The organism is Paenibacillus thalictri (genome assembly GCF_004307995.1).
GTDB classification, from domain to species: Bacteria; Bacillota; Bacilli; order Paenibacillales; family NBRC-103111; genus Paenibacillus_AF; species Paenibacillus_AF thalictri.
Genome location: NZ_SIRE01000017.1, coordinates 159462 through 186241, shown reverse-complemented (window position 1 = coordinate 186241; position 26780 = coordinate 159462). Strand labels below are relative to the sequence as shown.

19 protein-coding genes are annotated in these 26780 nt (G+C 52.7%); 6 read left to right on the top strand and 13 right to left on the bottom strand.

Annotation, left to right across the window (positions count from 1 at the left end):
• The first annotated feature begins 35 nt into the window (after nucleotides 1-35).
• Nucleotides 36-242, top strand: a complete 207-nt coding sequence (locus EYB31_RS23445) for a DUF1657 domain-containing protein (protein ID WP_131015847.1) — start codon at nucleotides 36-38, stop codon at nucleotides 240-242.
• A gap of 244 nt (nucleotides 243-486) precedes the next feature.
• On the opposite strand, the gene EYB31_RS23440 is transcribed toward EYB31_RS23445, so the two are convergent.
• From EYB31_RS23440 to EYB31_RS23400, 9 genes are all read right to left on the bottom strand, one after another.
• A complete protein-coding gene (locus EYB31_RS23440; RefSeq protein ID WP_131015846.1) occupies nucleotides 487-3378 on the bottom strand; it encodes an RCC1 domain-containing protein in 2892 nt (963 codons plus the stop codon).
• 42 nt (nucleotides 3379-3420) lie between these two features.
• Nucleotides 3421-6576, bottom strand: a complete 3156-nt coding sequence (locus tag EYB31_RS23435; RefSeq protein WP_131015845.1) for an efflux RND transporter permease subunit — start codon at nucleotides 6574-6576, stop codon at nucleotides 3421-3423.
• Nucleotides 6573-8660: an efflux RND transporter periplasmic adaptor subunit gene (locus EYB31_RS23430; protein WP_165452570.1), complete on the bottom strand. Its 2088-nt coding sequence runs from the start codon at nucleotides 8658-8660 to the stop codon at nucleotides 6573-6575. The genes EYB31_RS23435 and EYB31_RS23430 overlap by 4 nt, the downstream gene beginning before the upstream one ends.
• A gap of 214 nt (nucleotides 8661-8874) precedes the next feature.
• Nucleotides 8875-9393, bottom strand: a complete 519-nt coding sequence (locus EYB31_RS23425; RefSeq protein ID WP_240762770.1) for a L,D-transpeptidase — start codon at nucleotides 9391-9393, stop codon at nucleotides 8875-8877.
• Nucleotides 9394-9490: 97 nt separating this feature from the next.
• On the bottom strand, nucleotides 9491-10351 hold the full coding sequence (locus EYB31_RS23420) for a protein phosphatase 2C domain-containing protein (RefSeq protein ID WP_131015843.1): 861 nt from the start codon (nucleotides 10349-10351) through the stop codon (nucleotides 9491-9493).
• 67 nt (nucleotides 10352-10418) lie between these two features.
• Nucleotides 10419-11612 carry an extracellular solute-binding protein gene (locus EYB31_RS23415; RefSeq protein ID WP_131015842.1) on the bottom strand — a complete coding sequence of 398 codons (1194 nt, stop codon included), beginning with the start codon at nucleotides 11610-11612 and terminating at the stop codon, nucleotides 10419-10421.
• 114 nt (nucleotides 11613-11726) lie between these two features.
• Nucleotides 11727-13448, bottom strand: a complete 1722-nt coding sequence (locus tag EYB31_RS23410) for an ABC transporter permease (RefSeq protein ID WP_240762768.1) — start codon at nucleotides 13446-13448, stop codon at nucleotides 11727-11729.
• Nucleotides 13435-14535: an ABC transporter ATP-binding protein gene (locus tag EYB31_RS23405; protein ID WP_131015841.1), complete on the bottom strand. Its 1101-nt coding sequence runs from the start codon at nucleotides 14533-14535 to the stop codon at nucleotides 13435-13437. Before EYB31_RS23405 ends, EYB31_RS23410 begins: the two co-directional genes overlap by 14 nt.
• Nucleotides 14536-14612: 77 nt before the next feature.
• Nucleotides 14613-15701, bottom strand: a complete 1089-nt coding sequence (locus EYB31_RS23400; protein ID WP_131015840.1) for an ABC transporter substrate-binding protein — start codon at nucleotides 15699-15701, stop codon at nucleotides 14613-14615.
• Between the two features lie 185 nt (nucleotides 15702-15886).
• On the opposite strand from EYB31_RS23400, the gene EYB31_RS23395 reads away from it, so the two are divergent.
• A complete protein-coding gene (locus EYB31_RS23395; RefSeq protein WP_165452569.1) occupies nucleotides 15887-16231 on the top strand; it encodes a hypothetical protein in 345 nt (114 codons plus the stop codon).
• Between the two features lie 208 nt (nucleotides 16232-16439).
• On the opposite strand, the gene EYB31_RS23390 is transcribed toward EYB31_RS23395, so the two are convergent.
• From EYB31_RS23390 to EYB31_RS23380, 3 genes are all read right to left on the bottom strand, one after another.
• Nucleotides 16440-18020: a response regulator gene (locus tag EYB31_RS23390; protein WP_131015838.1), complete on the bottom strand. Its 1581-nt coding sequence runs from the start codon at nucleotides 18018-18020 to the stop codon at nucleotides 16440-16442.
• Nucleotides 18013-19839: a cache domain-containing sensor histidine kinase gene (locus tag EYB31_RS23385; RefSeq protein ID WP_240762766.1), complete on the bottom strand. Its 1827-nt coding sequence runs from the start codon at nucleotides 19837-19839 to the stop codon at nucleotides 18013-18015. Before EYB31_RS23385 ends, EYB31_RS23390 begins: the two co-directional genes overlap by 8 nt.
• 102 nt (nucleotides 19840-19941) lie before the next feature.
• Nucleotides 19942-20559 carry an NUDIX hydrolase gene (locus EYB31_RS23380; RefSeq protein ID WP_131015836.1) on the bottom strand — a complete coding sequence of 206 codons (618 nt, stop codon included), beginning with the start codon at nucleotides 20557-20559 and terminating at the stop codon, nucleotides 19942-19944.
• A 141-nt stretch (nucleotides 20560-20700) separates the two neighbouring features.
• On the opposite strand from EYB31_RS23380, the gene EYB31_RS23375 reads away from it, so the two are divergent.
• Nucleotides 20701-21504 carry an MBL fold metallo-hydrolase gene (locus EYB31_RS23375; RefSeq protein WP_131015835.1) on the top strand — a complete coding sequence of 268 codons (804 nt, stop codon included), beginning with the start codon at nucleotides 20701-20703 and terminating at the stop codon, nucleotides 21502-21504.
• Nucleotides 21505-21585: 81 nt separating this feature from the next.
• Here EYB31_RS23375 and EYB31_RS23370 read toward each other — a convergent pair whose 3' ends face one another.
• Entirely contained in the window at nucleotides 21586-22824 is a 1239-nt protein-coding gene (locus EYB31_RS23370; protein WP_131015834.1) for a HEAT repeat domain-containing protein, read from the bottom strand.
• A 211-nt stretch (nucleotides 22825-23035) separates the two neighbouring features.
• Here EYB31_RS23370 and EYB31_RS23365 point away from each other — a divergent pair, with 211 nt between their 5' ends.
• Genes EYB31_RS23365 through EYB31_RS23355 form a run of 3 tightly spaced genes read left to right on the top strand, consistent with a single transcriptional unit; the run spans nucleotide 23036 to nucleotide 26759 of the window.
• Nucleotides 23036-24130, top strand: coding sequence for an endospore germination permease (locus EYB31_RS23365; protein ID WP_131015833.1), 1095 nt, complete (start codon nucleotides 23036-23038; stop codon nucleotides 24128-24130).
• Nucleotides 24127-25602 carry a spore germination protein gene (locus EYB31_RS23360; RefSeq protein ID WP_131015832.1) on the top strand — a complete coding sequence of 492 codons (1476 nt, stop codon included), beginning with the start codon at nucleotides 24127-24129 and terminating at the stop codon, nucleotides 25600-25602. Before EYB31_RS23365 ends, EYB31_RS23360 begins: the two co-directional genes overlap by 4 nt.
• A complete protein-coding gene (locus EYB31_RS23355; protein WP_131015831.1) occupies nucleotides 25599-26759 on the top strand; it encodes a Ger(x)C family spore germination protein in 1161 nt (386 codons plus the stop codon). Before EYB31_RS23360 ends, EYB31_RS23355 begins: the two co-directional genes overlap by 4 nt.
• The last annotated feature ends 21 nt before the right edge of the window (nucleotides 26760-26780 follow it).

Genomic DNA, 26780 nt, shown 5'->3' with positions numbered 1-26780 from the left:
CAACACCATTGCCTTTTGGAAAGGAGGGATTCGCAATGACCGTAGCTTCCCAAGTCAAAACGACGCTGGCCTCGCTGAAAAGCGCTCAAGCAAGCCTTGAGACATTTGCCTTAAGCACGCAAAACCAAGAAGCAAAGCAAATGTTCGACCAAGCGGCAAAAGCGACTCAGCAAATTGTGGACCAGGTTAACACCCGTGTACAACAGCTTGAAAACGAGGAACCGCAATATAAAGGCTTCTAAAAAGAATTAAAAAAAGCCACCGCGTCACCGGAACGATTCCGGAACGCGATGGCTTTTTCTGTTGTTTAACCCGAGAATAACATCAACAATATAACAAGCAGTACAAACAGCAGCAAAATAAGCAAATGGACCGAATATCTGTTGATCGTCATGCGCATGACTCCCGTCTGTTGGATAAATGCCTACTTTATCCTATGTGCGGAAGCCCTGCGGCGAACTGGTGATTCGCCCAAGTTTCAGAAGCTTATGGATTTAAAGCTTCGGCTTTTTTTACAGCCTCCTGATCGACTTCCAATGTTCCGCCGCCGTTCACTTTGAGAATACGCTCAATGATGGTGATGGCTTGAGCTCGGGTCGTCGGTTCATCCGGGCCTAACGAGCCCTGTTCCAAGCCTTGAAGCAGTCCCTTTTGGACGGCGATCAGAATGGATTTATTCGTTTCCAGCTTTGTATCCGGCTTTTGCAAAAGCGTATCCGTCGCGCGTACGGCTATTTGCGCAAGTTCCTTGCGTGTAATAAGCCCGTTCCATTCCGACTGTGCTTCGGATTGTCCGTACAGATTGGCTGCAAGCAGCGCATTGGCATATGGAGTATACCATGCATCGCCTTGCTGAGCCGCGGCAGGTTTTACGCCAAGCGCCGCGGACACCATTTTGGCAAATTCTGCGCGTGTAATCGGGTTGTTCGGACGAAACGTGCCGTCCTCATAACCGTCCACGTATCCTTTGGCAATCGCATTAGCGATAGCGGAAGCCGCCCAATGCCCGGTGACATCGGACAATTGCGCCGCCGCAAAACCGCTGACTACCGCCGGAACCGAACGGTTGGTCAGCGATCCGTCACCCAATTGCCCCGAGTAGTTGGCACCCCATGACCAAACCGTGCCATTGGACCCGAGTGCCAAAGAATGGCTACTGCCGGCCGCAATTTCGGAAATTTGGCTTAACTGGCTGATCTTGACCGGTGACGAAGAGTCGCTGTTCGTACCATTGCCAAGCTGACCGAAGAAGTTAAAGCCCCACGAATACACCGTACCGTCGGAGAGCAATGCCAAGCTGTGGCTACCGCCGGCCGCAACGGCCTTCACGTTCTCCAAGCCGGCGACTTTGACGGGCAGCGTCCGGTTGACTGTTGTTCCGTCCCCTAACTGACCATTAATATTAAGTCCCCATGCCCAGAGCGATCCATCCTTTTTCACTGCAAGCGAATGCGATCTGCCCGCTTTCATCGCCACCACATCGGAAATACCCACGACCGGAGCCGGGAACTTGCGGCTGGCCGTCGAGCTGTCGCCTAGCTGGCCGTTAGCGTTATCGCCCCAAGCATATAAGGTGCCGTCTTCTGCCAGTGCCAGCACATAACTGTAACCAGCCTCCAGCTCAATGATTTTGGGCAATTCGGTAATTTGCGTGAAGGAGGTGCTGCCTGTGCCGCTGCCGACGCCCAGTTGGCCATACGTATTGTCGCCTGTTGTCCAGACTGTACCGTCTTTTTTCAACACAGCCGTAAACGAATTTCCGCTGACCGCTTGAACGGCATCGTTCATACCGGTCAGTTCTGCAGGCGAATATTGATTGGTATTTGTTCCGTTGCCCAATTGGCCAAAAGCGTTAAGCCCCCAAGCCGATACATGGCCTCCGGGATTGACCGCCATGGAATGACCCGTACCTGCGGCGACAGACGCCGGCCCCGGCAGATCCATTACCGACACCGGTTTGTTTTTGGAAGAATGAGACCCGTCCCCTAATTGCCCAAACACGTTATCGCCCCAGCTCCAAAGCTTGCCATTGTTGATAAACATTGAATACCCTTCGCCCGCGGCGATTGTATTCGTTTTGCCGGTTACCGGATTAGCCGTGCTGCCTCCCGCATCCGTTCCGGTTGCTGACGAAGGTGCTGCAGGTGCGGATTTCACCATATTAAATCTTGCCAAAAGCGCAGGGGATATGCGGTTGGTTGTCGTGCCGTCCCCCAACTGGCCTGTCAGGTTGTTGCCCCACACCCACAAGCTGCCGTCGCCTTTTACCGCCATCGTGTGAAAAAATCCAGAGCCGATGATGGCGATATCGTTAAAGCCGTTTTGAATTTGCCGGCCTTCCGTCGCTCGGTCCAAATCTCCAGACCCTAGCTGGCCAAAGCTGTTGGAACCCCAAGCAACAATCGTCCCGTCCGCTTTCAAAGCGACGGCATGCTGGCTGCCGGCGGCAATTTGAATGACATCCCGGCCGCCGACAACCATACTCGGTCTGTAGTCGTCGTACGTATTGCCGTTAGCCAACTGGCCGCGCAAGTTGCTGCCCCAAGACCAGACGCTTCCGTAGTTATCGAGCGCCAGCGAAAAACTGCTGCCCGCGGCGATCGCTTTAACCGCTGTTGCCGCATTAGTTACAGAAGGTGTCGATATCGTATCGCCGTACCCTCCGTTGCCGATCTGACGAAATGAATTATCGCCCCAGCCGACAACTGAATCCCATTTGGAAATCGCAATGACATGCGCAGCGCCGGCGGCAATCGCCTTTACGCTGTCCAGTTTCGGCACTTTATTCGGCTTTAATCTTTCCGTTGTCGTGCCGTCGCCCAGCTGATTTTTGCTGTTGTTTCCCCATGCGTACACATCGCCGAAATCATCAAGCGCAACCGAGAAATCATTGCCTGCAGCAATCGATACGATATGGTACAAACCTTCCACTTGAGCCGGAAGACTGGCGTCTTTTTTGTCGCCGGTGCCAAGCTGGCCGTTCGTATTATACCCCCACGACCAGACGGTTCCGTCGTTCTTCAGCGCCAACGTATGATACATGCCGGCGGCTACCGCTTTCACGTCGCTTAACCCTTTGACTTGTCCGGGAGAATAGCGGTTTAACATCTGAACGTCGCCGTAGCCAAGCTTGCCTCTGGCGTTGTCGCCCCATGTCCAGACGGTGCCGTCGGCCTTCAGCGCAACGGTAAAACCGAGCCCGCCAGTAATTTGCACAGTTCCCGAAAGCTTGGGCGCGGTTTTTTCAGCTGCAGCCGGATTGTCGGCGGCGGCGTCCTGAGCGAACGCCTCCCCGCCGAAGCCGATGGCCGGACTTACGATTTGAACCAGCATCGCAAGTGCGATTGCGCCATATTTAAGTGAAGATTTCCATTTCATCTGCCTATCTCCTCCATAAATGTTTTCATTTTGACCCGCATGCTACGAAATGATCGTGCCATCCGCGTCGTTAAGGCTAGATGGAGGTGTATTCTTTTTAAATTTACTGCGGATGATGTCAAGCATGCCGTCAAATAACGTATATACGACAGGAACAAGCACCAGCGTAACCATCGTTGATATCGCAAGTCCAAATGCTACGACCGTAGCCATGGAAGCCTGAGCCTCCGCGCCTTCGCCGAAGCCGATAACAAGCGGCAGCATCGCCAGCACGGTGGTGGCGGTTGTCATCAGAATCGGCCTTAACCGAATTTGACCCGCTTGCAGCAGCGCTTCCCGCAAATTAAGGCCGCGGCCGCGCAGCTGATTCGTATAATCAATAAGCACGATCGCGTTATTCACGACGATACCGACTAGCATGATCATCCCCATAACGGAGTTCATATTGATCGTCCGGTTCGTCAAATACAATCCGAGGATCGCTCCGATCAGCGTCGGAGGCAGCGAGAACATGATAATAAACGGACCGTACAGCGATTCGAACTGGCTGGCCATAACCATGTACACCAGCAATACGGAAATAATCATCATCATATACAAGCTCTTAAACGAGCTGTTCATGTCGTTTTGCGCGCCGCCCATCGTGATCGAATATCCGTCAGGTGGCGGGATATCCTTCAACAGCGCTTGGACTTGCGCCGAAAGATCGCCGACCGCGTAACCTGGAGCTGCGGATGCCTGCACCGTCGTCAGACGCTGCTGGTTTTCGTGCCGGATCTGCGACGGGCTGGAGCCCGGAGCTACTTTGGCCACTGCGCTCAGCGGCACTTGACCGCCGCTTGAAGTCATCAGCACAATCTGATTCAAATTCTCCAGATTGTTGGTAAATTCGGTCGGATAACGCACCATAACGGAAATTTGCGTATCACCCGCTTTATAGTTGGTTGCCACGCTGCCTTGGTAAGCCGAGCGCAGCGACGTCATAATTTCACGGGTCGAAATGCCGTAGTGGGCCGCCGCATCGCGGTCGATCGTAAGGTCAAACGCAGGGATGTTGCGGTCAAACGTGTTCTGAACGTTACGCACGCCTTCCATGCCGCGCATGCCGTCGGCTACCATCTCGGCCAGCTTGCTTAACACGGCAAGGTCGGGACCGTTTAAGTTAACGACGACATCCGCGCCGCCGCCGCTGCTTAAGCCCGGCAGACGGATCGAAGACCGGCTGTTGACGTTAATCGATGCGCCCGCATACCCTTGCGTCATATTGCGGATCTGCTCGACGACCTGTTCGGTCTTCATTTTACGTTCCGCCAGCGGCTTCAAAGTGACGGTCATGTTGCCGGAGTTGGTTGCTGCCGATTGGAAAGCGCCGCCGCCAAAACCGCCCACCGTCGTAAACATCGTTTCCACATCGGGAATCGCTTTGATTTTATTTTCAATTTCGGTAACCAGCGCATTGGTGATTTCGAACTTCGTTCCTTGCGCCAAGCTGATGTTGACGTTTAAGCTGCCTTCATCGGTCTTAGGCATTAATTCGTTGCCGACAAATTTGGAGAGAAATACGCTGCCGCCAAGCAAACCCACGGTCACAACAATAATGACCCAGCGGTGATTCAGCGACCAGCGCAACAGCGCTGCGTAACCTCTTGTGAAACGCTGCACCCCGCGTCCAAACCAAACGGCCGGATTGTAAGATCGCCCTTCCGGCAGCGTCTCGTCGTGATGCTCTTTCAGCAGCTTGGAAGCCAGCATGGGCACAAGCGTAATTGCGGCAAACAGCGCCGCGATATGGGAAAAGCTGACCGTTAACGCCATCGGGGCGAAAAAGTTTTTGACAAGTCCGTTAATAAACACCGTCGGCGCAAACACCGCCAGCTGGGCGAGCGCGGAAGCAAGCACGGCCGTACCGACTTCGGCCGCCCCTTGTTTGGCCGCCTCCAGCGGGCCAAACCCCTCTTCTTTCTTACGGAAGATGCTCTCCAGCACAACGACCGCAAAGTCGACGAGCGATCCAAGACCTAACGCCAGACCTCCCAGCGTAATCGTGTTGATCGTCTGATGGCTGAAATACATCATGCTGAACGTACTGATAACGGCGATTGGAATAACGACGCCGATAATTAATGTAGCGCGGATACTGTTGAGGAACAGCATCAGAATGATGATGGAGAAAATACCGCCGAGCAACGTATGCTCGATAACGGTGTTGATCGAGTTTTTGATATAAAGAGAAGTATCGTTGATGGTGCCGATCTTGACGCCTTCCGGCAGCTGTGCCTGAATGTCCTTCATCGCTTTGCGGACTCCATCCGCAACGGCTACCGTATTTCCGTCGGACTGCTTCAGAATCGAGATGCCAACGCTGGGCTCGCCGTCTTTGCGCGATTCGAAAGTGACATCCTGATACGTATCGACAATTTTGCCGAGTTCTCCAAGGTCAACGGTTTGGCCGCGTCCGATGGACACCTGCACCTTCTCGATTTCGGCGGAAGATTTAAATTCACTGTCGATCCGCAGCGGTACAAGCTGATCGCCCTTGTAGATCAAACCGGCGTCGGTCGATTGGTTATCGTTGCCAAGCGCCGTGGTGACAGCGCTAAATGCAATGCCGTATTGCAGCAGCTTGTTGGGATCGAGCAAAACTTGAATTTGGCGTGTCCGACCGCCGCTGACACCCACCGAAGCCACTCCATCCACCCGCTGTACGGCCGGGCTGACGGTGTTGTCGGCAATGTCGCGAAGCGTAATCAAATCTACTCCTTTGCCGTAAACGGCAAGGTTCATGATCGGCTGGCTGTTCGGATCCACCTTGGAGACGACGGGAGCATCCGCATCCGTAGGCAGCTGGCGGCGCACCCGGTCCATCCGGTCGCGCATCGTCAGTGTAGCCTCCTGGATATCGGTTCCATAGTTAAACGTAACCGTAACGTTACTGCTTCCCGTCCTGGAATTGGACGTTACGGATTGAACATTCGGGAGCGTAGCCATGGAAGACTCGATCCGCTTGGTTACCTGATTTTCAACTTGGGTCGGCGAAGCGCCGGACCAGCTGACGGAAACCGAAGCGGTAGGAATGTCCATGCTCGGATACAGATCGACCGGAAGCAGAGGTGCTGCGATGCCGCCCACAAGAAGCAAGGCGATCATCATCATGAGGATAGTGACTGGCCGGTTGACCGAGAAATTAGCTAAATTCACTGACCTCCACCTGCTCTCTGAGTCTGGTTGCCTGCGCCGCTAGCCCCAGCTGGACGCTGCCCTCCCTCACCGCCTTGCCCGCTTTGTTGTCCTTGACCCTGACCTTGCTGTCTGTTTCCTTGACCACCCTGTTCGCCTTGCTGTCCTTGGCCTTGACCTTGAGGCCTGTTGCCTTGCCCTTGTTGACCTTGGCCTTGAGCGCCTTGTTGACCCTGACCTTGGCCTTGCGGTCTGTTGCCTTGGCCACCCTGCCCGCCTTGCTGGCCTTCTTGGCCCGGTTTGACAACTTGCACCGCCGCCTTGTCGGAAAGCAGCTCTTGTCCTTTTACGACAAGTTCGTCGCCTTCCTTCAAACCGCTGACGATCTCAAACTTGGAGCTGGTGAGCGTTCCGACCTTCACAGCAACCTTCGAAGCTTTTCCATCCTTGACGATAAATACCGCGTTGCCGCTTGGCTGGCTCAGCACGGCGTCGGCTGGAATCATAATCGCTTTCCGGCCTTCGCTTTTCATGCTGGATGCGGCAAACATCCCCGGCAGCAGCTCATGATTCGTATCGTTAATTTTGATATCGATGCCGTACGACTTCGTTGTGGCGTCCAGCGTCGGACGGATCCCGCTGATGACACCGTCGAAAGACTTGTTCAAAGTAGGTACGTCCACTTTCATTTCCATACCGACTTTCATTTTGCCGATATTGGCTTCGGACACGTTAACCGTTGCCTGTACCGGATCAACGGAAGCGACAGTTAATATGGAAGCGGCGTTGCCCGCATTTTGCCCGACCGGCGTATTAATCACGGTCACAATACCGTCGACCGGCGAAATCAAAGTACCGTCCTGCAGCTGGTCCATCAAATTTTTCAGCTTAACCTGGGACTGTTGGTTCTGAGCTTTGCTTACATTGACGCTATCCAGCGATTGAGCATTTTTCAGCGTTTGCTCGGAAGCGGCGAGCTGAGCTTTGTTGACGTTCAGGTTCGTATCCAGTCCCGTTTGAGCGACCGAAAGCGCGAGCTGGTCTTTTTGCAGCGACTGCTGATTTTGCTCGATGATCGACGCCAGCGAATTTTGCGCATTGGTCAGCGCAATTAAACTTTGATTCAACGTTTCTTGGCTCGTCTGCACAGTTTGCGAGTTCTGTGCCGTAGCCAGCGCGTTCTGTGCGCTAACCAAGCTGTTCACTGCGGTTGTAATCGTTGAAGGCGTGGAAGTCTGCGCCTGGTCGAGATTCATTTGCGCGGTTTGCAGCTTTTGCAGCGCCGAATCGATGTCGGTTTGCTTGCCGGAGATCGACGCGTTGTTGTAATTGATAACCGCTTGCTGCACAGCCAACTGCAGCGAAGCCAGATTGTTGCTGGTGCTGACCTGCGACGTTTGAGCGCTGTCCTGCTGAGCGTTGAGTGAATTTTGCGCATTCGCCAAATTCGTGTTGTAGGTCGCCAGCGCGCTGTTTAAGTTTTGCTGGGCAACGACGACGCCTTGCTTTGCCGTAGCAATGGCGTTTTGCTGATCGCTGAGCGCTTTATTGTAATTGGCTTGAGAAACAGCGAGCTGCTGCTTGAGCGTTGCAATGCTGTTCTGCTGATCCTGCACCGCTTTTTCATAGGTGGCTTGCTGCTGGGCTAACGTTTTTTCCGATGAGGCGACGGTGTTTGCTTGATCGTTAATCGCCTTTTGAAGAGAAGCTTCGCTTAAAGCATAATCCGCTTGGGCCGAAACGACCGATTGCTCCAGCGTGCTCGTATCGATCTTGGCAAGCGGCTGTCCCGCTTTGATCCGGTCGCCTACTTTAACCATCATTTCGGTTACCCGTCCGGTTACTTTGGCGGATAAATTTGTGGTAAATACAGGCGTAACGGACCCGGAAAACACTTGTCCGCCTGTCACGTCATCCATCTTCACCGTTTGCGTTTCCACCGGGAATTGGCGCGCTCCGCCTCGCTGTTGCTGCTGCCCTGCTGCAGGCTGTTTTGACTTGGGCGCAAGCCATCCCGAATAACCGGCGCCGGCTACTGCCGCCACGACTACGACGGCAACTGCTGTGTACACCCATTTTTTCGGACTTCTTATCCACCGTACCATGTGCATTCCTCCATCTACTCTCACAACAAGGTTATTCTGAGGGGTAAACGCTTGCTTCACAACAAAAGCTCGAAAGCCATTGTGCAAAAAAGCGTCAAAAGGCCTATCTTATCCCAACATACCGTACGTTGATGATGAAACTATGATGTAAATGTAAAAAAAATGTGAAATGAGGGTTTAGGGCTCCGCAAAAAAAATAGACGCCTCAAGGCGCCTATTCTCTAATGATAACGACCGTCCCCTTCGGGATATGCCGGAACAGCCATTCCACATCGCGGTTATACATTCGGACACAGCCTGAGCTGGCATGGCTGCCGATTGAATAAGGATTATTCGTGCCGTGAATGCCGTACGTATACCCGCCGGTGCCTGGAACGCTTAGTCCGAGCCAACGTGTGCCAAGCGGATTCCGCGGACTGCCGCCAGCGATGTTTTTGCGGATGTACCACGGATTTTTGATCTGCGCGACAATTTTAAACCTCCCCGCCGGGGTCAATCGCTTGCTCCTGCCGGTTGCCACCCGAAATACTCTGACAGGATGATTGTTTAAATACACCGTCAAAAGGTTGGAGCTCTTGTCAATGACGATATGTACACCTTCCTCCAAATCGTCATTGACGCCCGGCGCAGCTCCCTTCGCGGGAGCCGCATCCACCGGAGAAGCCAATATCATAAAGGCAATTCCGGCAGCGACAACTTTCCGCCATAAGCCGGAACGATGATTCCATCGCAACCAACCACCAGCTTTCTGTTCATCCTTGAAGATTAGCTGTGGTTAGTGTTAAGCCGACGGGGGCAATTTATTCTAAAATTACAAAAAACATCTCGTTTTAAACTCCAAACTGAATATAAATGCCTGTCTTGTCGTCGGATATTTTAAACCTAGGGTAACGGAGGCAGTCCTTATCGGCATGTTCCAAATCGACCAGCCACTCCGCATACCCGGCAAGCGTTTTTTCCTTGACGTGCATAAACAGCTCTTCCATCGACGGGTACATGCCCGCTCCGCTTTCCTTAGGCATAAAGAGCCCGTCGCTGACCAACAGCAGCGCTTTCATCCGCATCCTGTTAATGGCCCCGTATTCAATCCAATCGGCGGCCTCCGGCTCTCCGCTGATCACGGAATATCCTTCGGAGGTGTTCATTTTGGACTTATTTTGCAAGATGACAGGTTTAACCAGCTCCCACAGCCGCTCCCGCGAATCAACACCGCTCCTTATTGCGTTTTCCCAAACTTTTTTGGAGTGATGATCGATATGGGCGACCTGATCGCGGGTAACGGTTCGAATCGAACCGTCTTCATATTCGGCGGCGATCATACAATCCCCAACCTGGGCATATTCGATCGTCGTCTCGCCAATGCGCACCAATGCCAAACCGCTGGTCCATAAAGACGCTTTGTCGGTGACATCGATACCCGCCTCAATCATTTTGTCGCGCAATCGAGTGTTGGCCTGGACAACTATCTGCTTTAATCCGGCGGCGTCCAGTTCCTCCGGACTCAGCGATTCCATGTATTGCTGAATGATGCGGGTTGCGAGATACCCGCCGGTTTCGCCGCCTGCTCCCCGATAGGGCTTAAGCGAAGTCGCGCCGTCGAGCACGCCGAATAAACGTTGCCCCTCGTTGACCACAAGAGCGTCTTCATTCCATTCCGTAGTTCCTTGCACCGTAATATAATCTATTTTCATCGCATTTTACCTCCCAAGACATAACCCTTCCATTCCGTTCGGATGGCCTTTCTTTCGCGGCCGCCTCTTAACCGCCGGTGCCGGAAACGCTCTCCCCCGCTTGCAGCTCCGCTTTTTCAAGCTTTTCGCTTGTCTGCGTCCATACTTCCAGATCGGACACGGATGACGAATGCGGGACAAGCCAGCGGACCGAATCCAAAATCATTTTTTGCCGGAATGATGCCGAGTTTTCTTCTTGAAGACGTTCTGCAACGTCCGCCCGGGCGGGAATAAGTCCCATGCTGCGCCATACCGCTATTTGCGACTGCTCTAATGTTAAAAAAGACAGAAAATTCGCCGCCGCTTTTTGTTTAACCGGCGATGCCTGCAGCAGAGCCACCCCGTTGACCGCGGGAATCATGCCAACTGCTTCGGCCCCGGGGAAAGCGGAGAGCGCAAATATAAATTTCCCTCCGACAAAACGCTCAATCGTCGGCAATTTATCGGAAGAGCTGATAAATACACCGGTTTTCCCGTTGATAAAATCGCTCGCAGCCGCCTTATGGGTAAGCGGAGCCATAATGCTAAGCCCGTCAACCCAGCCCTTCCACATCGCTAGCGCCTGATCGTAACCGGACAGGCGGGCGATATTTTCCAAATACCAGGGCAGTTCATTATCTACGGCAAGCCCCCAATGAAGTCCAGAAGCGGATTGGTTCAGGCTTGGTACCGGCAAAGCCGCCGCCTTCTCAATTTCGTTCCAGTTGTCGAGCTTGTTCTTCTGTTCAGCGGTCCGTTTCATCAACTCATCCCTGTAAAAAACGACGGGCAGGCTCCCGCCGGTGGGGATGGCCCATAACTTTCCGCTGTATCGGAACGGCTCCGACAAAGCGGAGATCCATTCCAAGTTTTCTCCTGCCCCGATATCATCTACCGGTACGGCCGCGCCGGACGAAACCAGCCCCGATATCCCGTAAAAGCTGCGGATTTCCGCCAGCTGCGGAGCCGCATTCGCAGAAATGGAAGCCAGCAACTCCGTATACAGCTGTTCGGAGGAACGGAACCCTCTCACATCTACGACAACGTCCGGGTACTGCTTCTGAAACTCGGACACCAAATTGTCCCAGCCTTTGCTGAAAACCCAAATGGAGATGGTTGTCGTCCGCTCCGTTTGCTTCGGAGAAGGAAGCGGAACGGAACTTGCAGGTATATAAGTCATTAATGCGGCGGCAATGATCATCACCGCCGCAATTAGGCCGTACATCTGTTTTCGCTTGCTCATAGCAGCCTTTTCAGCCTCCCCGGTACTTGATGCGGCTTGCGCCGCAGATCAATCCGGTTTCATTGTAGCATGGCCGCTATGGAACGGACATGTTTTTTTAGACGCTTAAGTTACTTATAACTGCAGTCCTTTTTTACTCAGCTTATTGGCGATCAGCAGCGAAACCAGCGTCGAAATCGATAAAATCGAAGCCAGCGCAGCTCCTGTGCCGTAGTTGGCAGTGAATACCTCACTGTAAATCGTAACCGAGATGGTAGCCGTAGCGCCGTAATACAATACGATCGTCGAGCTGAGCTCATTAATTGTCGTGATCCAGCTGAGAATCGCGCCGGATAACACACCGGGCGCCATCAAACGACCCGTCGTTTTGAAAAATGTTTTCATCGGCGGCACGCCAAGGCTGATCGATGCTTCTTCCACGCTCCGGTCAAGCTGGTGCAAAATCGCCGTGCTGGAACGTATTGTGTACGGCAGCTTGCGGACGACGTAAGCAATAACAAGGATGACCCACGTTCCCGTCAAAATCACCGGAGGTTTGTTAAAGGCGATAATCATACTGATCCCCAACACCGTACCCGGCATGACGTAAGGAATCATCAGCAGCGCATCCAGCGCAGCGGTCAGCTTCGACTTGCGGCGAACCAGCACATATGCGACCAGCATCCCCATGACGACCATAATGACGATCGAAATCAGCGAGAAGCTGTACGTGTTGACAATCGCTTTCGGAACGCGGAACAATATTTCCTTGTAGCTGTTCAAGCTGAAGCCCGGATGGAATACGGGCCCTTTTGTTTTGATAAACGAAGTAACGACCACCGTTGCCTGCGGTATCATCGATACGCACGCGACCAGCAGAGCGCCTGCGGTCAGCAGCACCTTGGGCAGCGTCCGCAGCTCTTGAACCTTCGGCGTGCGCATCCCGGTCATCGTGTAATTTTTGCGCGAAACGAAATAACGTTGTAAAAACAAGATGCTCGTCGAGCATAAAATCAAGATGACGCTGAGCGTGCTGGCCATCGCCGGATTGCCGCCCATTTCGCTGATAAACTGCTCGTACGCAAGAATCGGCAGCACTTTAAAACCTTGGCCCAGCAGCATCGGCGTGCCGAAATCGGCAAATGAGGCCATAAATACCATTAACGCCCCGGCCGACAAGGTCGGGAAAATGAGCGGCAGCGTGACCGTCATCAGCCTTTGAAAAGCGTTGCGTCCCAGGCTCTCCGCCGCTTCCTCCAGCGAGGTGTCGATCGTGCGCAGCGCGCCGGACACATAAAGGAAGATGTGCGGGTAAAACTGCAGCGTAAAAACAAAAACAATACCTTTCCAGCCGTAAACCGAGGTAAACGGAATACCGATGTCATGCATAAAACGCGTCAGGAAACCGTTGTTGCCGAGCATCAAAATCCACGAATACGCGCCGATAAACGGCGGCGACAGCAGCGACATGATGACCAAAATTTGAATAAGCGCCTTGCATTTGACGTTGTACCTTGTCATCACATAAGCCAGCGGAACGCCGACAAGAATCGCAAACACCGTGCTTAATGCCGATACCTTAAAGCTGTTCCATAATGCAGTATAGTAATATTTCAGCTTCAGGAAGTTAGCGTAGTTTTGCAGCGACAAGTCGCCTTTATCGTTAAAAAAGCTGTTGATGAGCAGAGAGAACAAGGGATATACGATAAATGCGAGCATAAACAAATAGACGCCAAATGTAACCCAAGACCAAAAATCCCACCGCTTGAAGTCGAAGTACGCTCTGATTCCCCGCCGGCTGCCTGTCTGCATACCGCCGGGAGTTCCTGCCGCGGCGCTTGCTTTAGAAGGCTGCACGGTACAGCACCTCCTTGCCGCTTTCATCGAACATCGTCGTTTTGTCCAGCTGCAGATTGACATGGACACGCTGCCGTTCCTGCCGCAGGTGGTGCGGCTGTACCGCATGCTCCTGCACATCGATCCGCGTGCCGCCCTCCAGCTTAACGATATAACTCACTTTTTCACCCAAAAAGGTGACCGATTCGATTTCGCCCGGGACCGTTCCGGTTTTCTCGTTATCGGAAGCCAACCGAATGCGCTCGGGACGCAGCGCAAACAATACTTTGCCTTCGTATTTTTTATTCAGTTTTAATTTGAAGTCGGTTCCGGACAGCAGCACCGCCGCTTCGCCCGTCTCTTGCTTGTAGCCTCTGCATTCCCCGCTCATAAAATTCGAGGTGCCGATAAAGTTAGCGACAAACTGATTGGCCGGATAAGCGTAAATATCTTCGGGCGAAGCAATCTGCTGTACCCGGCCTTCGCTCATGACCGCGATCCGATCCGATACGGCGAGCGCTTCCTCCTGATCGTGCGTCACGTAAATCGTTGTAATGCCAAGCTCTTTCTGCAGACGGCGGATGTCCGAACGCATCTTTACTCTCAGCTTGGCGTCCAGGTTCGACAACGGCTCATCCATCAGCAGCAGCGCCGGGCGGATGACGATGGCTCTGGCGAGCGCAATGCGCTGCTGCTGACCGCCGCTCATATCCGAAGGAACACGATCCCGCAAATGGGTCAGCTCGACCATTTCGAGCGCTTCCATGACGCGTTTTTCAATTTCGTTTTTCGGCACGCTGCGTGCCTTCAAACCGTAAGCGACGTTTTCAAACACGGTCATATGAGGGAAAATCGCATAGTTTTGAAACACCATACCGATGTTGCGCTGATGGGTCGGCACGTCGTTGATGATTTTTCCGCCAAAATGGATGTCGCCTTCTTCTTGCCGGTAGAAACCGGCAATCGTGCGCAGCAGCGTTGTTTTCCCGCAGCCGCTTGGACCAAGCAAGGTGAAAAACTCGCCCGCTTCGATTTGGAAATGCGCGTCGTTAACCGCCTTTTGCGTCCCAAAGTATTTCGTTACATGATCAAATACGATATTTTGCATGGCCTGAACCCTCCGTTTTTTCTTAAAAAAAGCGGCGCCTTAAATTCGATTAAGGCACCGCAAGGCTTGAGAGACAACTATTCTTGACCGGTTACAATTTTGCCGAAGCGTTTAATCGTTTCGTCCTTATTGTTTGCGGCCCAATCAAAATCGTAGTTGACCAGCTTGATGTCCTTCGATTGAGCGACGCCTTGCACAACTTCCGCGTCTTTGCGAACAGAACGGCGTTTGAATTCTTTTTGAATCAGGGATTGCACGTCTTTGCTGACCAGGAAGTCGATGAACTGCTTAGCCTGCTCGACGTTTTTGCCGCCTTTGATCAGCGCCATGCCGTCCGGTACGGCTGAAGTTCCTTCAGATGGATAAATGATGCCGACTTTCGCTCCGCCGTCTACATACCGCAACGCCGCTTCTTCCAGCGTAACGCCAAGCGAAAATTCTTTTTCCGCTACGCCTTTGTACACCAGACCGGAGCCGGAAAGCACTTTGCCGTCGAGATTTTTTACGAATTTTTTGACATAATCCCAGCCTTTGTCGTCTTTGCCGAAGGCAAACAGCATGGTGACCAGCTGAGTGAAAGACGAACCGGATTTGGCCGGATCGGCGAAAGCGATTTTGCCCTTCCATTTCGGATCAAGCAGGTCGTTCCAGCTCTTCGGCTCTTCGCCCGGCTTGACGAGCTCCTTGTTGTACATAATAATCATCGGCAGCGCCGCGAACGGTGTCCAAATGTTGTTTTTGTCCACATACTCCGGTGACAGGTTATCAAATTCCTTTGTTTTATACGGTTCAAAATATTTTTTGTATGCTTCCAGCGAGTCTGCGCCGCCTGCCCAGAAAATATCGCCCAGCGGGTTGGCCGCTTCGGCTTGCACGCGTTTCAGCAAATCGCCTGTGCCCCCGGAAATGAGCTGTACTTCGATGCCCGTGCGGTCTTGGAATTCCTTGATGATCGGATTGTTCACTTCCGCCGCGTTTGGCGAATACAACGTCAGCTTGCCGCCTTTCTTAGGCGCTGCCGCCGGTGCTTGCTGCTGCGCTGCGGGCTGCGGATTTCCTGCTGCGCCCTCTTGTTTTTTCTCTGGCGCTGCCTGCTGCGATCCGCAGCCTGTAATTGTGACTGCGAGCAGTAAGGAAGCAATGATGCCGGATACGGCTTTTCTCATGATTTTACCCCTCTCGGTTCTTCTATTTGACTGGCTTGACATAACTATAACCGCTGATGGTAAGCGCCTTCAATGCGACGAAATTGCTTAGTTGTTGAAATTTTTGCGGATGGGGACCCCCTAAATCCCCCTGGAAGGGGGACCCCAGGCGCTGCGCTGGCGCTGCGCCCTGGACCCGCCTGGCGGTGGAGCAGCTTTGTGTGCTTCTAGGGCCGCGCCTTGGTTCGCCGCTTATCGCTTCGCTTAAGCTTGGCGCACCGGCGTCTTACTTTGGGCGCGACTGTGTTCCTCGGGTGCCGCGCCTTGGTTCGCCGCTTATCGCTTCGCTTAAGCTTGGCGTACCGGCGTCTTACTTTTGGCGTGGTGATGCGGGGCGGGGCTGCCTGCCTCTAGCGCCGCGCCTTGGTTCGCCGCTTTTCGCTTCGCTTAAGCTTGGCGCACCGGCGTCTTACTTTCGGCGCGGTGATGCGGGGCGGGACTATGTGACTCTCATGTCGCGCCCTTGGTCCGCTGCTTATCGCTTCGCTTAAGCTTGGCGCACCGGCGTCTCTCTTTTGACGCGATGATGGGGGGCGCGACTATGTGCCTCGGGTGCCGCGCCCTTGGTTCGCCGCTTATCGCTTCGCTTAAGCTTGGCGCACCCGGCGTCTTGCTTTTGGCGCGATTTTGCACTTGTCTTTGTTCTTAGCTTTGTTATGCCCCATTTTGCGTGTACGACACAAAAAATCCCCCGCCCTATTAAAGCGGGAGATTGACGATGCCCAGTCTTTTGCGATATTCAGTCGGCGTTTCACCGGTGTATTTGCGGTAAATTTGACTGAAATAACGCGAGTCCTGATAACCTACTTGCAGCGATACCTCATAAATTTTCAGACGGGGATTGGCCAGCAGCTCCACGGCATGCCGCACGCGTTCGCCGGTCAAATACTCCATAAAGCTCACGCCGACTTGCTGCTTAAACAAGCGGCTGAAATAGCTCTCGCTCATGTGATGTTTTCTGGCCATGTCTTGCAGCGTGATTTCTTCGCCATAGTGCTCCTTGATGTACGCTTCGATGCTCTCGAAGCCGGTAGGCGGCTTGCTGTGATGCTGCTGCACGTACCGTTGATTCAACTCCAGCAGCAGGTCTTCAAACCGCTGCAGATGCGGCTCTGCTGACTCGGTTTGATGAAGCGGTGATAAGAGGAGCGGCGCGTCAAGACCGATTTGCTGGAATTCTTCGTCCTGAAGCAGCAGCGCATATAAGGCCGTCACGCCTTCAAAAAACCGCGACAGCCGTTCAGGCCCGTCCAAAGCTTCCGGGACCCATTGCGCGTGCCACTGTCTAGCCCGCGTGCGGATGTCTTCGGGCAACCCGGTTTTGATTAGATGAACCATATCCAATTCCAGCCATATGTCGGATACGGTGCGCAAGCTCCGCTCCTCCATATCTTCATGCCAATTCAACTTTAAACCGCCGGTAATCATCGTGCCATACATCGCATTAAGCGCCTCACGGTAGGCGCCCGACACGTTCTCCGTGCCGGTGCGCTTGCCGCTGATGCCGGCGCCGATTGCAGCAACGCTGCTGCGCAGCCAAGCAAGCCGTTCCCAAAAAAGCTCCAGCCCCGCACGTTCCGTCACTTTATCGGCCAGTATCGCATAGCGGGCTTCCCCCATGCGCACAAGCGGAAACGATGAAATCAGCGCAACTTCCTCTTCGATCCGGCGAATAACTTCCGCATGTCCCGACATGGGACTTGCTTTATCATGGGCTTGCAGCAGCACGATGCGGAATTCGCGAAGCTCTCCGTCGCCCTGCGCGCAATATTCACGGAACAACTCCGTCTCCCGCTCCCCGGCGTAATCCAACATCATGTCCTGCAGCATTTTGCCCATGATGATCGGTTGTCCGAGCACAAGCCGCAGTTCCAGACGTTCCGCTTGCTTCAACCGGCTGCGCTCGTCATCTAGTTTGGAGACGACGCCGGCCAATACTTCGATCAGCTCATCCGGGTTCGTCGGCTTCAGCACAAAATCCGCAGCCCCCAGCTTAACCGCTTTTTGCGCGTAAATAAAATCGTCATAGCCGGTCAAAAATACAACTTTGATATGCGGGTACTCCGTCGACAGCCGTTCGGCCAAGCCGATCCCATCCAAGGCCGGCATACGGATGTCGCTCAGAACGATATCGAAGTGCTCCCGTCCGATCAACTCCAAGGCCTCCATGCCGTCTTCGGCTTCTCCCGCCAATTCGCAGCCGATCTGCTCCCACGCGATGGTCGTCTTTAAGCCTTCGCGGACCAGCCATTCATCCTCCACGATAATGACTTTATACATGCCGTTCCTCCCCTGCTGTCGTCATGACCGGAATTTCGATGACTACTTTAGTCCCTTGTCCCGGTTCGCTTGTGATGTCCAATCGTCCTTCCCGACCGAAATAGAGCTCAAGACGTTTTTTTAAATTGCCCAGACCGATGCCTGTTTTCTGTTCATTGGAAGACATAAACCGTCCCCCTGCGATATGCGTAACGACGTCTGCCGGCATACCTACACCGTCATCCTGAATCGTAAACCGCACATGGTCTCCCGTCCGTTCACCGGATATGACGAGACGACCTTTCCCTTTTTTCATTTCCAGCCCATGCGTAATCGCATTTTCCACTACCGGCTGAAGCAGCAGCTTCAGCGTATAAAGCCGCTCCACTTCGGGAGAAATGTCGATCTCGGCTTCAAATTTATCGCCGTAGCGCATTTTCTGGATAAACAAAAAATTGCGGATTTGCTGCATGTCGTCGCGGACCGAGACGTAGGATTGCCCTTTCCGTATGCTGAACCGCAGCAGCTCGCCAAGCGCAATGACCGTCCGGCTGATGTTGTCGAGCTTATGAATACGGGCCATCCAATTGATCGAATCCAGCGCATTGTACAAGAAATGCGGGTTAAACTGGGCTTGGATCGCTTTGATTTCCGCTTCCTGCACCATCAATTGCTTGTTGTACACCTCGTCGATCAGCTGCTTGATGCGCTGCAGCATCGTATTAAAGCTGTGTCCCAACTGGCCGACCTCGTCTTTGTATTTGGAGGGGAACGCAACGTTCATGTTGCCGCTTTCCACCTGACGCATTAAAGCGCGCAGCTTGCGCAGCGGCGTCGTGATGGTGACCGCCAGCACATAGGCGAGCCAGCAGGCGACGGCCGCCCCGATCGCCATAGCCCATATCGTCACGCTGCGGATGCTTGTGCTTTCCTTGGTCAGCACGGCCGACGGAACAACGCTGACCAGCTTGAAGCCCGTCACCTCGGACGTATCGTAAATGATCATCGACGGCTCACCGTTTACTTTCATCTGCTTGAAGAAGCCTTTACTGCCTTCCAGCACCTGTTCCACATAAGGTTCGGCCAGCTTGGTGCCGACCTGATGTTTGGAAGGTGTGCTCGAGATGATATAGCCGCTCGCATCCAGCAAAAAGACTTGTCCGCCCGGCTGCAAGCGGGCCTTGTTGTATTTATCGGCCAGACCGCTTTCCATAATGTCCAGAACGATGTAGCCAAGCGGCTGATTGGTGCCGATTTTCTTCAGCTGGCGCCCGCTGCTGAGCACGATGCCGAAGTCGTCGGTTTTTTTCATGTTGTAATGCGTGTCCCATACGACGTTGCCTTGAGCCAGCCGCATTTTGCGGAACAACCCCCAATTCGGGTTATAGTCGTCGTATTGGCCGGGCAGCAATTCCCCGGTAAAATATCTGTCGCCATTTTCACCCAGCAAATAAATCGCGATATCCCAGTTCTTAAAGCCGAGAAACGTCTCCAGGATGTCGGCGATTTTTTTCTCGTCCTGATATTTCTCGGCAAGCGGCCGCTGGTGTTCCTTGGACAACACGTCCTGAATATCTCGGCTGCTGTAAATGTACATCGTCAGCTGTTCAATATCTTTGACAAAATAGTTCAAGCTGTAATTCACTTGCGATAAGTTTTCCAGAATCGTCCGGCATACTTGATCCTGAACAACCTGGGACGACTTGTAATAAGAAAAAGCCCCCAGCACGGCAAGCGGAAGAATAGCGAGCGGCAGGAACAAAAAAAGCAGCTTTTTCTGCAGGCTTGTGCCCAGCACAGCGCTTTGCATGTGCTTCCAAATGGAGTGCAACGCGATCACATCCTCAAGAAATGAGAAAAGCTTCTGATCGAAGTTCTTTCGATGAAGTACATTCGTGTCATAGCGGAAGCTTTTCTTGCGAGCAGAAAGTTTAATTTGCGCTTAGTCCAAAACAGTCTGGCTGTTGTCATCGGCGGCAAGTTTCAGCATCAACGCGATTTGCGATTCGGTCACTCTGTCCGTCGACAGGCCTGGCAGCTGATCGGGGTCGAAAAATCCGACTCCGCTTGTTTCGATGCTTGTTGCCGCCTCCCCTCCGATCAGCTCGCAAAGGATAAACATTTTATAAATATAATTGGCGTGAGGCGGATGAGGGTGGCGGCTGCGGTCCAATACGGCGAGCAGCCGGACGGAACGGACGTCGTAACCCGACTCCTCTTTCACTTCCTTAACGGCGATTTCACGAGGCGTAAGACCGATATCGGCCCAACCGCCGGGCAAAGCCCAGCCACCATCGCTATTTTCCTTGACCAAAAGAATACGTCCTTCTTTTAATACGACGGCGCGAATATCGACCTTTGGCGTAGCGTAACCCGTATCTCCGGCGAACAGTCCCGTAACTTGCTGAATATCCAATCCGGAATAAGCAGCCATAATTTCCACACTTAACTCGCGAAGCTGTTCGAAACGTTCCAAGTCGAACGGGTCCTTTGAGTAGGTTAACCCGATTTGAGAAATCGCTTGCATTTTTTGCACCCATTCCAGCCAGCGCATGTCCATATATCCATCCCCCGTCTTATTTCTTGGCGATTGCCCTTTGTAATTTGCCTGTATGTTTGGTAGTATTTTAGTGCAGTAAATACGGATCGTCAACGAAAAAACGAAATGGTGTCAACCATTTCCAGAAACGGAGCATCAGAAATGACAGACCGATTGCTGTTTTTAGGTACCGGAGATTCGATGGGCGTGCCAAGAGTATATTGCACCTGCGGCATTTGCGAAGAAGCGAGAAACGCCGGAACTAACCGGCGTTACCGGTCGTCCGTGCTGCTCGAAACCGCAGAAGGAAAGCTGGCGGTCGATTGCGGTCCCGATTGGCGGCAGCAGATGGAACGGCTGGGACAGCGGGAAATGGAGCGGCTGCTCATTACACACGCTCATTTTGACCATATCGGAGGTTTACCGGAATGGGCCGACGCATGCCGCTGGTTGTCTAAAAAAGGGCATGTTTATGCGCCGCATGAGGTCGTTGAGACGATACGAAGCCAGTTTCCGTGGCTGCACAGGCAGTTGATTTTTCACGCGCTTGACCCTGAAGGATTCGAATTTGCCGGGTGGACGATTCATCCGTGGAAAGTATGCCACGGGAAAAACGGCTTTTCCTACGCCTACCGCTTCGATAAGACCGGCTACAGTTGGGTGTACTGCCCGGACTCCATTCGCTTAAGCGAAGAAGAAAAAAAGCCGCTGCACGGACTTAATTTGCTTGTGCTCGGCACCAATTTTTATTTGGAAGAAGCGGAACCGCTCAGCCGTTCCGTTTACGATATGACGGAAGCGCTGGGGCTGATCGGCGAAGTTCGTCCGGAGCATGTCATTTTCACCCATATGTCGCATGGCGTGGACATCAACAAATCGTATCCGCTGCCGCGCCACGTGCAGCTTGCCCGTACAGGTTTGTCCTACCCATTAAACCTTGCCGATAAGGACCGCATCGTAAAATGATGCCGGTATCCGCACAAAGCCCCCATGTCCGCTTGCCGAAGCGGTTTGGGGGCTTTAACGGTTTTATTTCAGCTTTTCAGCTTATTGGTTTGCTTGTTCCGGTTCCGGTTCAGGCTGCTCCTGAGCTTGCATCTGTGCCTGCGCCTGAGCGATTCGCGCCTGCTTTGCCGCTTCGATGCTATCGTAGAAATCGGGGCTGCCGCTAAGCAGCCAATTGCGGTGACGCTGCGCCATTTCGGTCAGCTCCGGATTACCGTAAGGCCATTCCACGCCAACGCCTTCGGCGTAATCCTTCATCAGCCACAGCATAGCCGCAGCCCAATCGCGCGCGCCGGTTACGGTCGGAACCAGCGGATAATACTGATCGTAAGCCGAACGGATCAGCATATGGGCAACCTCTTGAAGGATCGGAGCTACGTCCGTTTCGCTCATTTTGTTCTTGAGCTCTTCCGAAAGCTCAACTTCGTCCGCCGTGGCGACAGCCTCGTAATCAACCGGATCCACGAGACCGATTTGTTTGGCGCACCATAACTTCATGCGGTCAAGAGCAGGACGGTATGCAGCGGGGACAGAAATCGACAATTCCGGTTCAGGATTGTCCAAATTAATGACAAACGATTCCCCGAACTTACTGATCCGCGCGTTGCCGCGTACTCCCAGCCAGCGCAGCGCCAGCACAGCGTGCGTTCTGACCTTGGCGTCGATATCTTCGTTGCGGCAAACCCGGCGAAGCAGCTTCTCGCTGCGCGGGTCGGGCAGCATACACAGCAATCTGACCCCGTAAAGCGCGGATTCGGGATCTTCCAGCCACTTTTTCCCCTGCTCAATGACATTATCAAACGACTCTGAAACGAGCCAGTCCAGCTCCATCCGTCTGCTGGCGTAATCGGTCAAGGACAACATGCCTTGATTGGTCAACGCCTCTTCTCCATGCTGCTGCAGAAGGCCGGCATAAGCCTGCTCCAATTCTTCGGCGATCTGCTCGAATACGTGGCGGTTCTCTACGTTGGAGCCCTCTTTGGCCAGCACAGCGCGCATCCACTGGCTTAAAGCGCGGGGATCGTGCTGCCAAATCATCAAAGCAAAAGAAATCAAGTCTTGGTCAAATACGGAATTGGGCTGGAGACCGTAACGTGCGAGCGCGGTCTGCGAATCGTTCTCCTTGCGCATCAAGCTGAGCGACAGCACCAAGCCGTTCCAGCCGTTCGCGCTTCCGCTTTCCTCGTGCAGCAGACGATAGAAGCAAAATGCCGCTGCGCCGTAGGATTCCGCCTGCAAGTAATGGCGGCCAAGTCCGCCGATATCTCCAAATTGACTCATCAAAAAGCCCCCATGACGTTAGTAGTGTAATATTACAGTTCATTAACTTATGAATAGTATACCTTAACAGCCTACCAGTTTAAAACAATTAAAACAAATTATCGACAGAATCCTCCCTTCCCGCTGCGGAAAGCCGTTTCCGATACATAAAAAAATGGAAAATCGGGGCAATCTATTGATGTACTCCAAATTCTTCTAACGGGAGCATCTCATGCCGAGCAGCAAAAAAATAACCGCACTGCAGATGTACTACATCATCACACTTTCAGGCGGCATAGCCAATCATGTCCTGCTCATCCCAATATTGCTGCAAATCGCCAAACGGGACGCATGGTTCGGAGCGGTTGCAGGGCTCGTCCCTTTGTGCGCGTGGTCGCTCATCATCTTGTGGATCGTTAACCGTTCCGAAGCCGGCACCTTATCCGAATGGGTAAAAAAAAGCGCCGGGAGAATCGTGCATTTGCTTGTTGTTGCAGGGGCAATCCTGCTTTTTTTCGTCTCATCCGTTGTTTCCCTCAGGGATATTGTGACGTGGACACATGTTTCCTACCTGCCGGCGACACCCGAAACGTGGATTGCCGCAACTTTTGTGCTGATGTGTTTTTTCGCAGCTGCCTCGGGTATCCGAACCATAGCCATTACGTCCGGCATTTTGCTTCCGTGTGTCGTATTTCTTGGACTGCTTGTGATGACTGCGAATTTTCAATACAAAGACTACTCGCTGCTGACCCCGTTGTTCACTCACGGCTATACACCGTCAATGATGGCGGCTGTTTACTCCTGTAGAGGCGGCGGAGAAATGTTAACCGTGTTGTTCATGAGGCAGCACGTATCGTCCAAAATTAAAATGCCCTCCGTGCTGCTGTTGACCGCTTTTCTCACCCTTTTAACGGTCGGGCCGCTAACGGGAGCCATCGCCATATACGGACCGTTCGAAGCTGCCGATTTGCGTTATCCGGCCTTTGAGCAATGGCGAATGGTCACTTTCGGCAAGTACATATCGCACCTTGACTTTTTTTCCATTTTCCAATGGGTGGCCGGCGCGTTTATCCGCATTTCTATCCTGCAGTTTATGATCCTGGACTTGATCGGGCTGAAAAAGGGGCGGTGGAGCAACATCGTTTCCGCTATCCTGTGCATCCTGTTAGTCGTGCTGGTCAAAGCGCCTTACAGCGACATGATCTTTATGAATTGGCTAAAAAACTGGTATTTCCCCGGAACGATCGCGCTTTCCGTTATGCTGACCCTGCTCATCCTGATTGCAGTCCTTCGAAATGGTAGCAGAAAGGAGAAACAAGCGACATGAATGAAGAACTCCCTCCGGAGTATAAAGAAAAGCGATTGGAGGAGTGGTTTGCCTTATCGAGTGACGTCATTACAAAAAAATACCGTCTCGGCCAAGCGGAACATCCCGTGCCGCTATTGCTGCTTTATTGTGAAGGTCTCGCCGATGTTGAAAGAATTGATCAAATTGTGCTCCCGCAGCTGTATTCCATGCTGCAGACGGAGGCAGTCATTGATTTGGAATATTTAACCGAAAACGGCACGCTGCAGCTGATTCACATCAACGGCACTACCGCCAAAGAAACCGCCATTTACCGAATTTATTCGGGCGAGCTGCTGCTTTATTTCGGCAGCCTGTCGCTGCTGTTTTCTTTAGAACTCGCGAAACTGCCTAACCGCAATCCGGAGGAATCCAGCACCGAGGTTTCGATCAAAGGCCCGCGGGATTCCTTTACCGAATCGGTTGTAACCAATATCGCCTTGGTGCGAAAACGGCTGAAAACATCTTCTTTATGCTGCGAAAAGAGCATAATTGGCGAACGCAGCCGCACCTCCGTCGCTTTGCTGTATATTGACGACATCATCAACCAGGATGTGCTCGAAGAAGTCAAGTGGCGGCTGAGCCATCTGAAGGTCGATGCGCTCATCAGCTCCGCCCAGTTGGAAGAAGGCCTCTCCGATCAAAAAATTACGCTGTTTCCCACCTTGAACTACACCGGTCGGCCGGATTTTGTCGCGCAGTGTCTGCTGCGGGGCCGTTTTGCCATATTGGCTGACGGCACGCCGCTTGCCATCATCGCCCCCGTCAATCTGACGTTGCTGCTGAAGTCGCCGGAAGACGTTCATTTTCCGTTTCACTATGTTGCATTGGAACGGGTCTTGCGATTATTGGGTTTATTTATTGCGATCTTTCTTCCGGGATTTTGGGTATCCGTCTCGGCTTACAATTTAGATCAGATCCCATTCCCATTTCTTGCTACTATCGCTTCATCGCGGCTCGGACTGCCTTTGTCCGCTCCCGTCGATTACTTGTTTATGCTTGGCTTATTTGAACTGTTCAGGGAAGCGGGGATGCGTCTGCCCAAGGCGGTCGGCCAGACTGTAGCCGTCGTAGGAGGTTTGATCGTCGGCGACGCTGCGATTCGCGCAGGCATCACAAGTCCGGTTACGCTGGTTATGGCCTCGCTCACGACCATCTCCATGTTTACGCTGGTGAACCAATCGCTAGCCGGCATCGTGACGGTATTTCGGATTATTATTCTGCTGATATCGGCAACTTTTGGGATGTACGGATTCATGTTGTCGATGATGGGCATTTGCTTATATTTAGCTTCGTTGGAATCGTTTGGAGTACCCTATCTGGCTCCTTTGTCTCCGCCCAATTTTCGCGAAATGGTCAAAGCGCTTCTGGCCAAGCCGTGGAACTACATCACCAAACGCCCGGCGTTTTTGCATCCGAAAGACGGAACCCGAAGAGGAGATGAAGCGCAATGACTCATGTTTTTCGTGTTCTTATCGCCGCTTTGATTCCGGTGTTCCTGTTAACCGGCTGCTGGGATATCAAGGGGATCGAAGACACGAATTATTTTACTGCGGTCGGAATGGACTTCAAGGACGGAAAATATGTAGTATACGCCCAAATGCTGGACTTTGCTTACGTGGCGAAACAAGAGGGGGGAAAGATGGGCCAGTCGACCAGCGTCTGGACAGGACGGGGGGAAGGCAATACGATTACCGACGCATTTAACTATTTGAACGAAACGGCGCAGCAGCGTACTTTTACAGGCCATGTCTCCTCGTTAGTGTTGTCCGAAAGCGCGCTGGAGCATGGAATTGACGAATTTCTCGACGGTCTCAGCCGTTATCGGGAAACCCGCTTTACCCAGTGGGTATTCGGAACACGTGAGCCGATCGATAAGCTGTTTATGGTCCACCCCTTCTTTGATGTTTCGCCGTTGATTTCTATTCTCCACCAGCCCGTATCCGCATACAGGCAATATTCTTACATTCGTCCTTACCGGATGTACAAAACCAACGCTTTGCTGCGCGAACCGGGCTCAACCCTGCTGCTCCCGTCACTAACCATCGAAGATAAAGTATGGAAGCAAGAAGAACGCTCAAGCCCAAAATTAAAGCTCAACGGAGTATATCCCATTTATCAAAGAAAATTGAAGTCGTTTGTGGATGAGGAACATATGCCGGGTGTCCGCTGGCTGACCCGCAGCACAAGACGCGATTCCATCCCCATCTATAAGGATGGAGAAGCGGTTGCTTCAGTCGTCGTCACCTTTCCCAAGTTCAGCATCATTCCCAAAGCAGCCGGCCAACATGTCACATTTGACGTCCATTTTAAAGCTGTCGCTTACTTGGCCGAATTAATCAATACCGATTTTAGCGAAACGGATATCAAACAAGGAACAGCTGATCAAATCAAAAAAGAAATCAAAGAAACGTTTGATTACGCAAAGGATAAATCCATCGATATTTACCAATTTGAGCACGAGTTGTACCGTAAAGCGTTTGCGGATTGGAGCCGCCTGACTGCAAACGGCAAGGAGCCGCTGGCTTACTCCCTGGGCGACATCGATATCAATATCAAGGTGTCTCACTCCGGCATGTACAGAGCCAAAAAACATTCGCCGGATTATTAAAGAAACGTTAACGCACGAAAA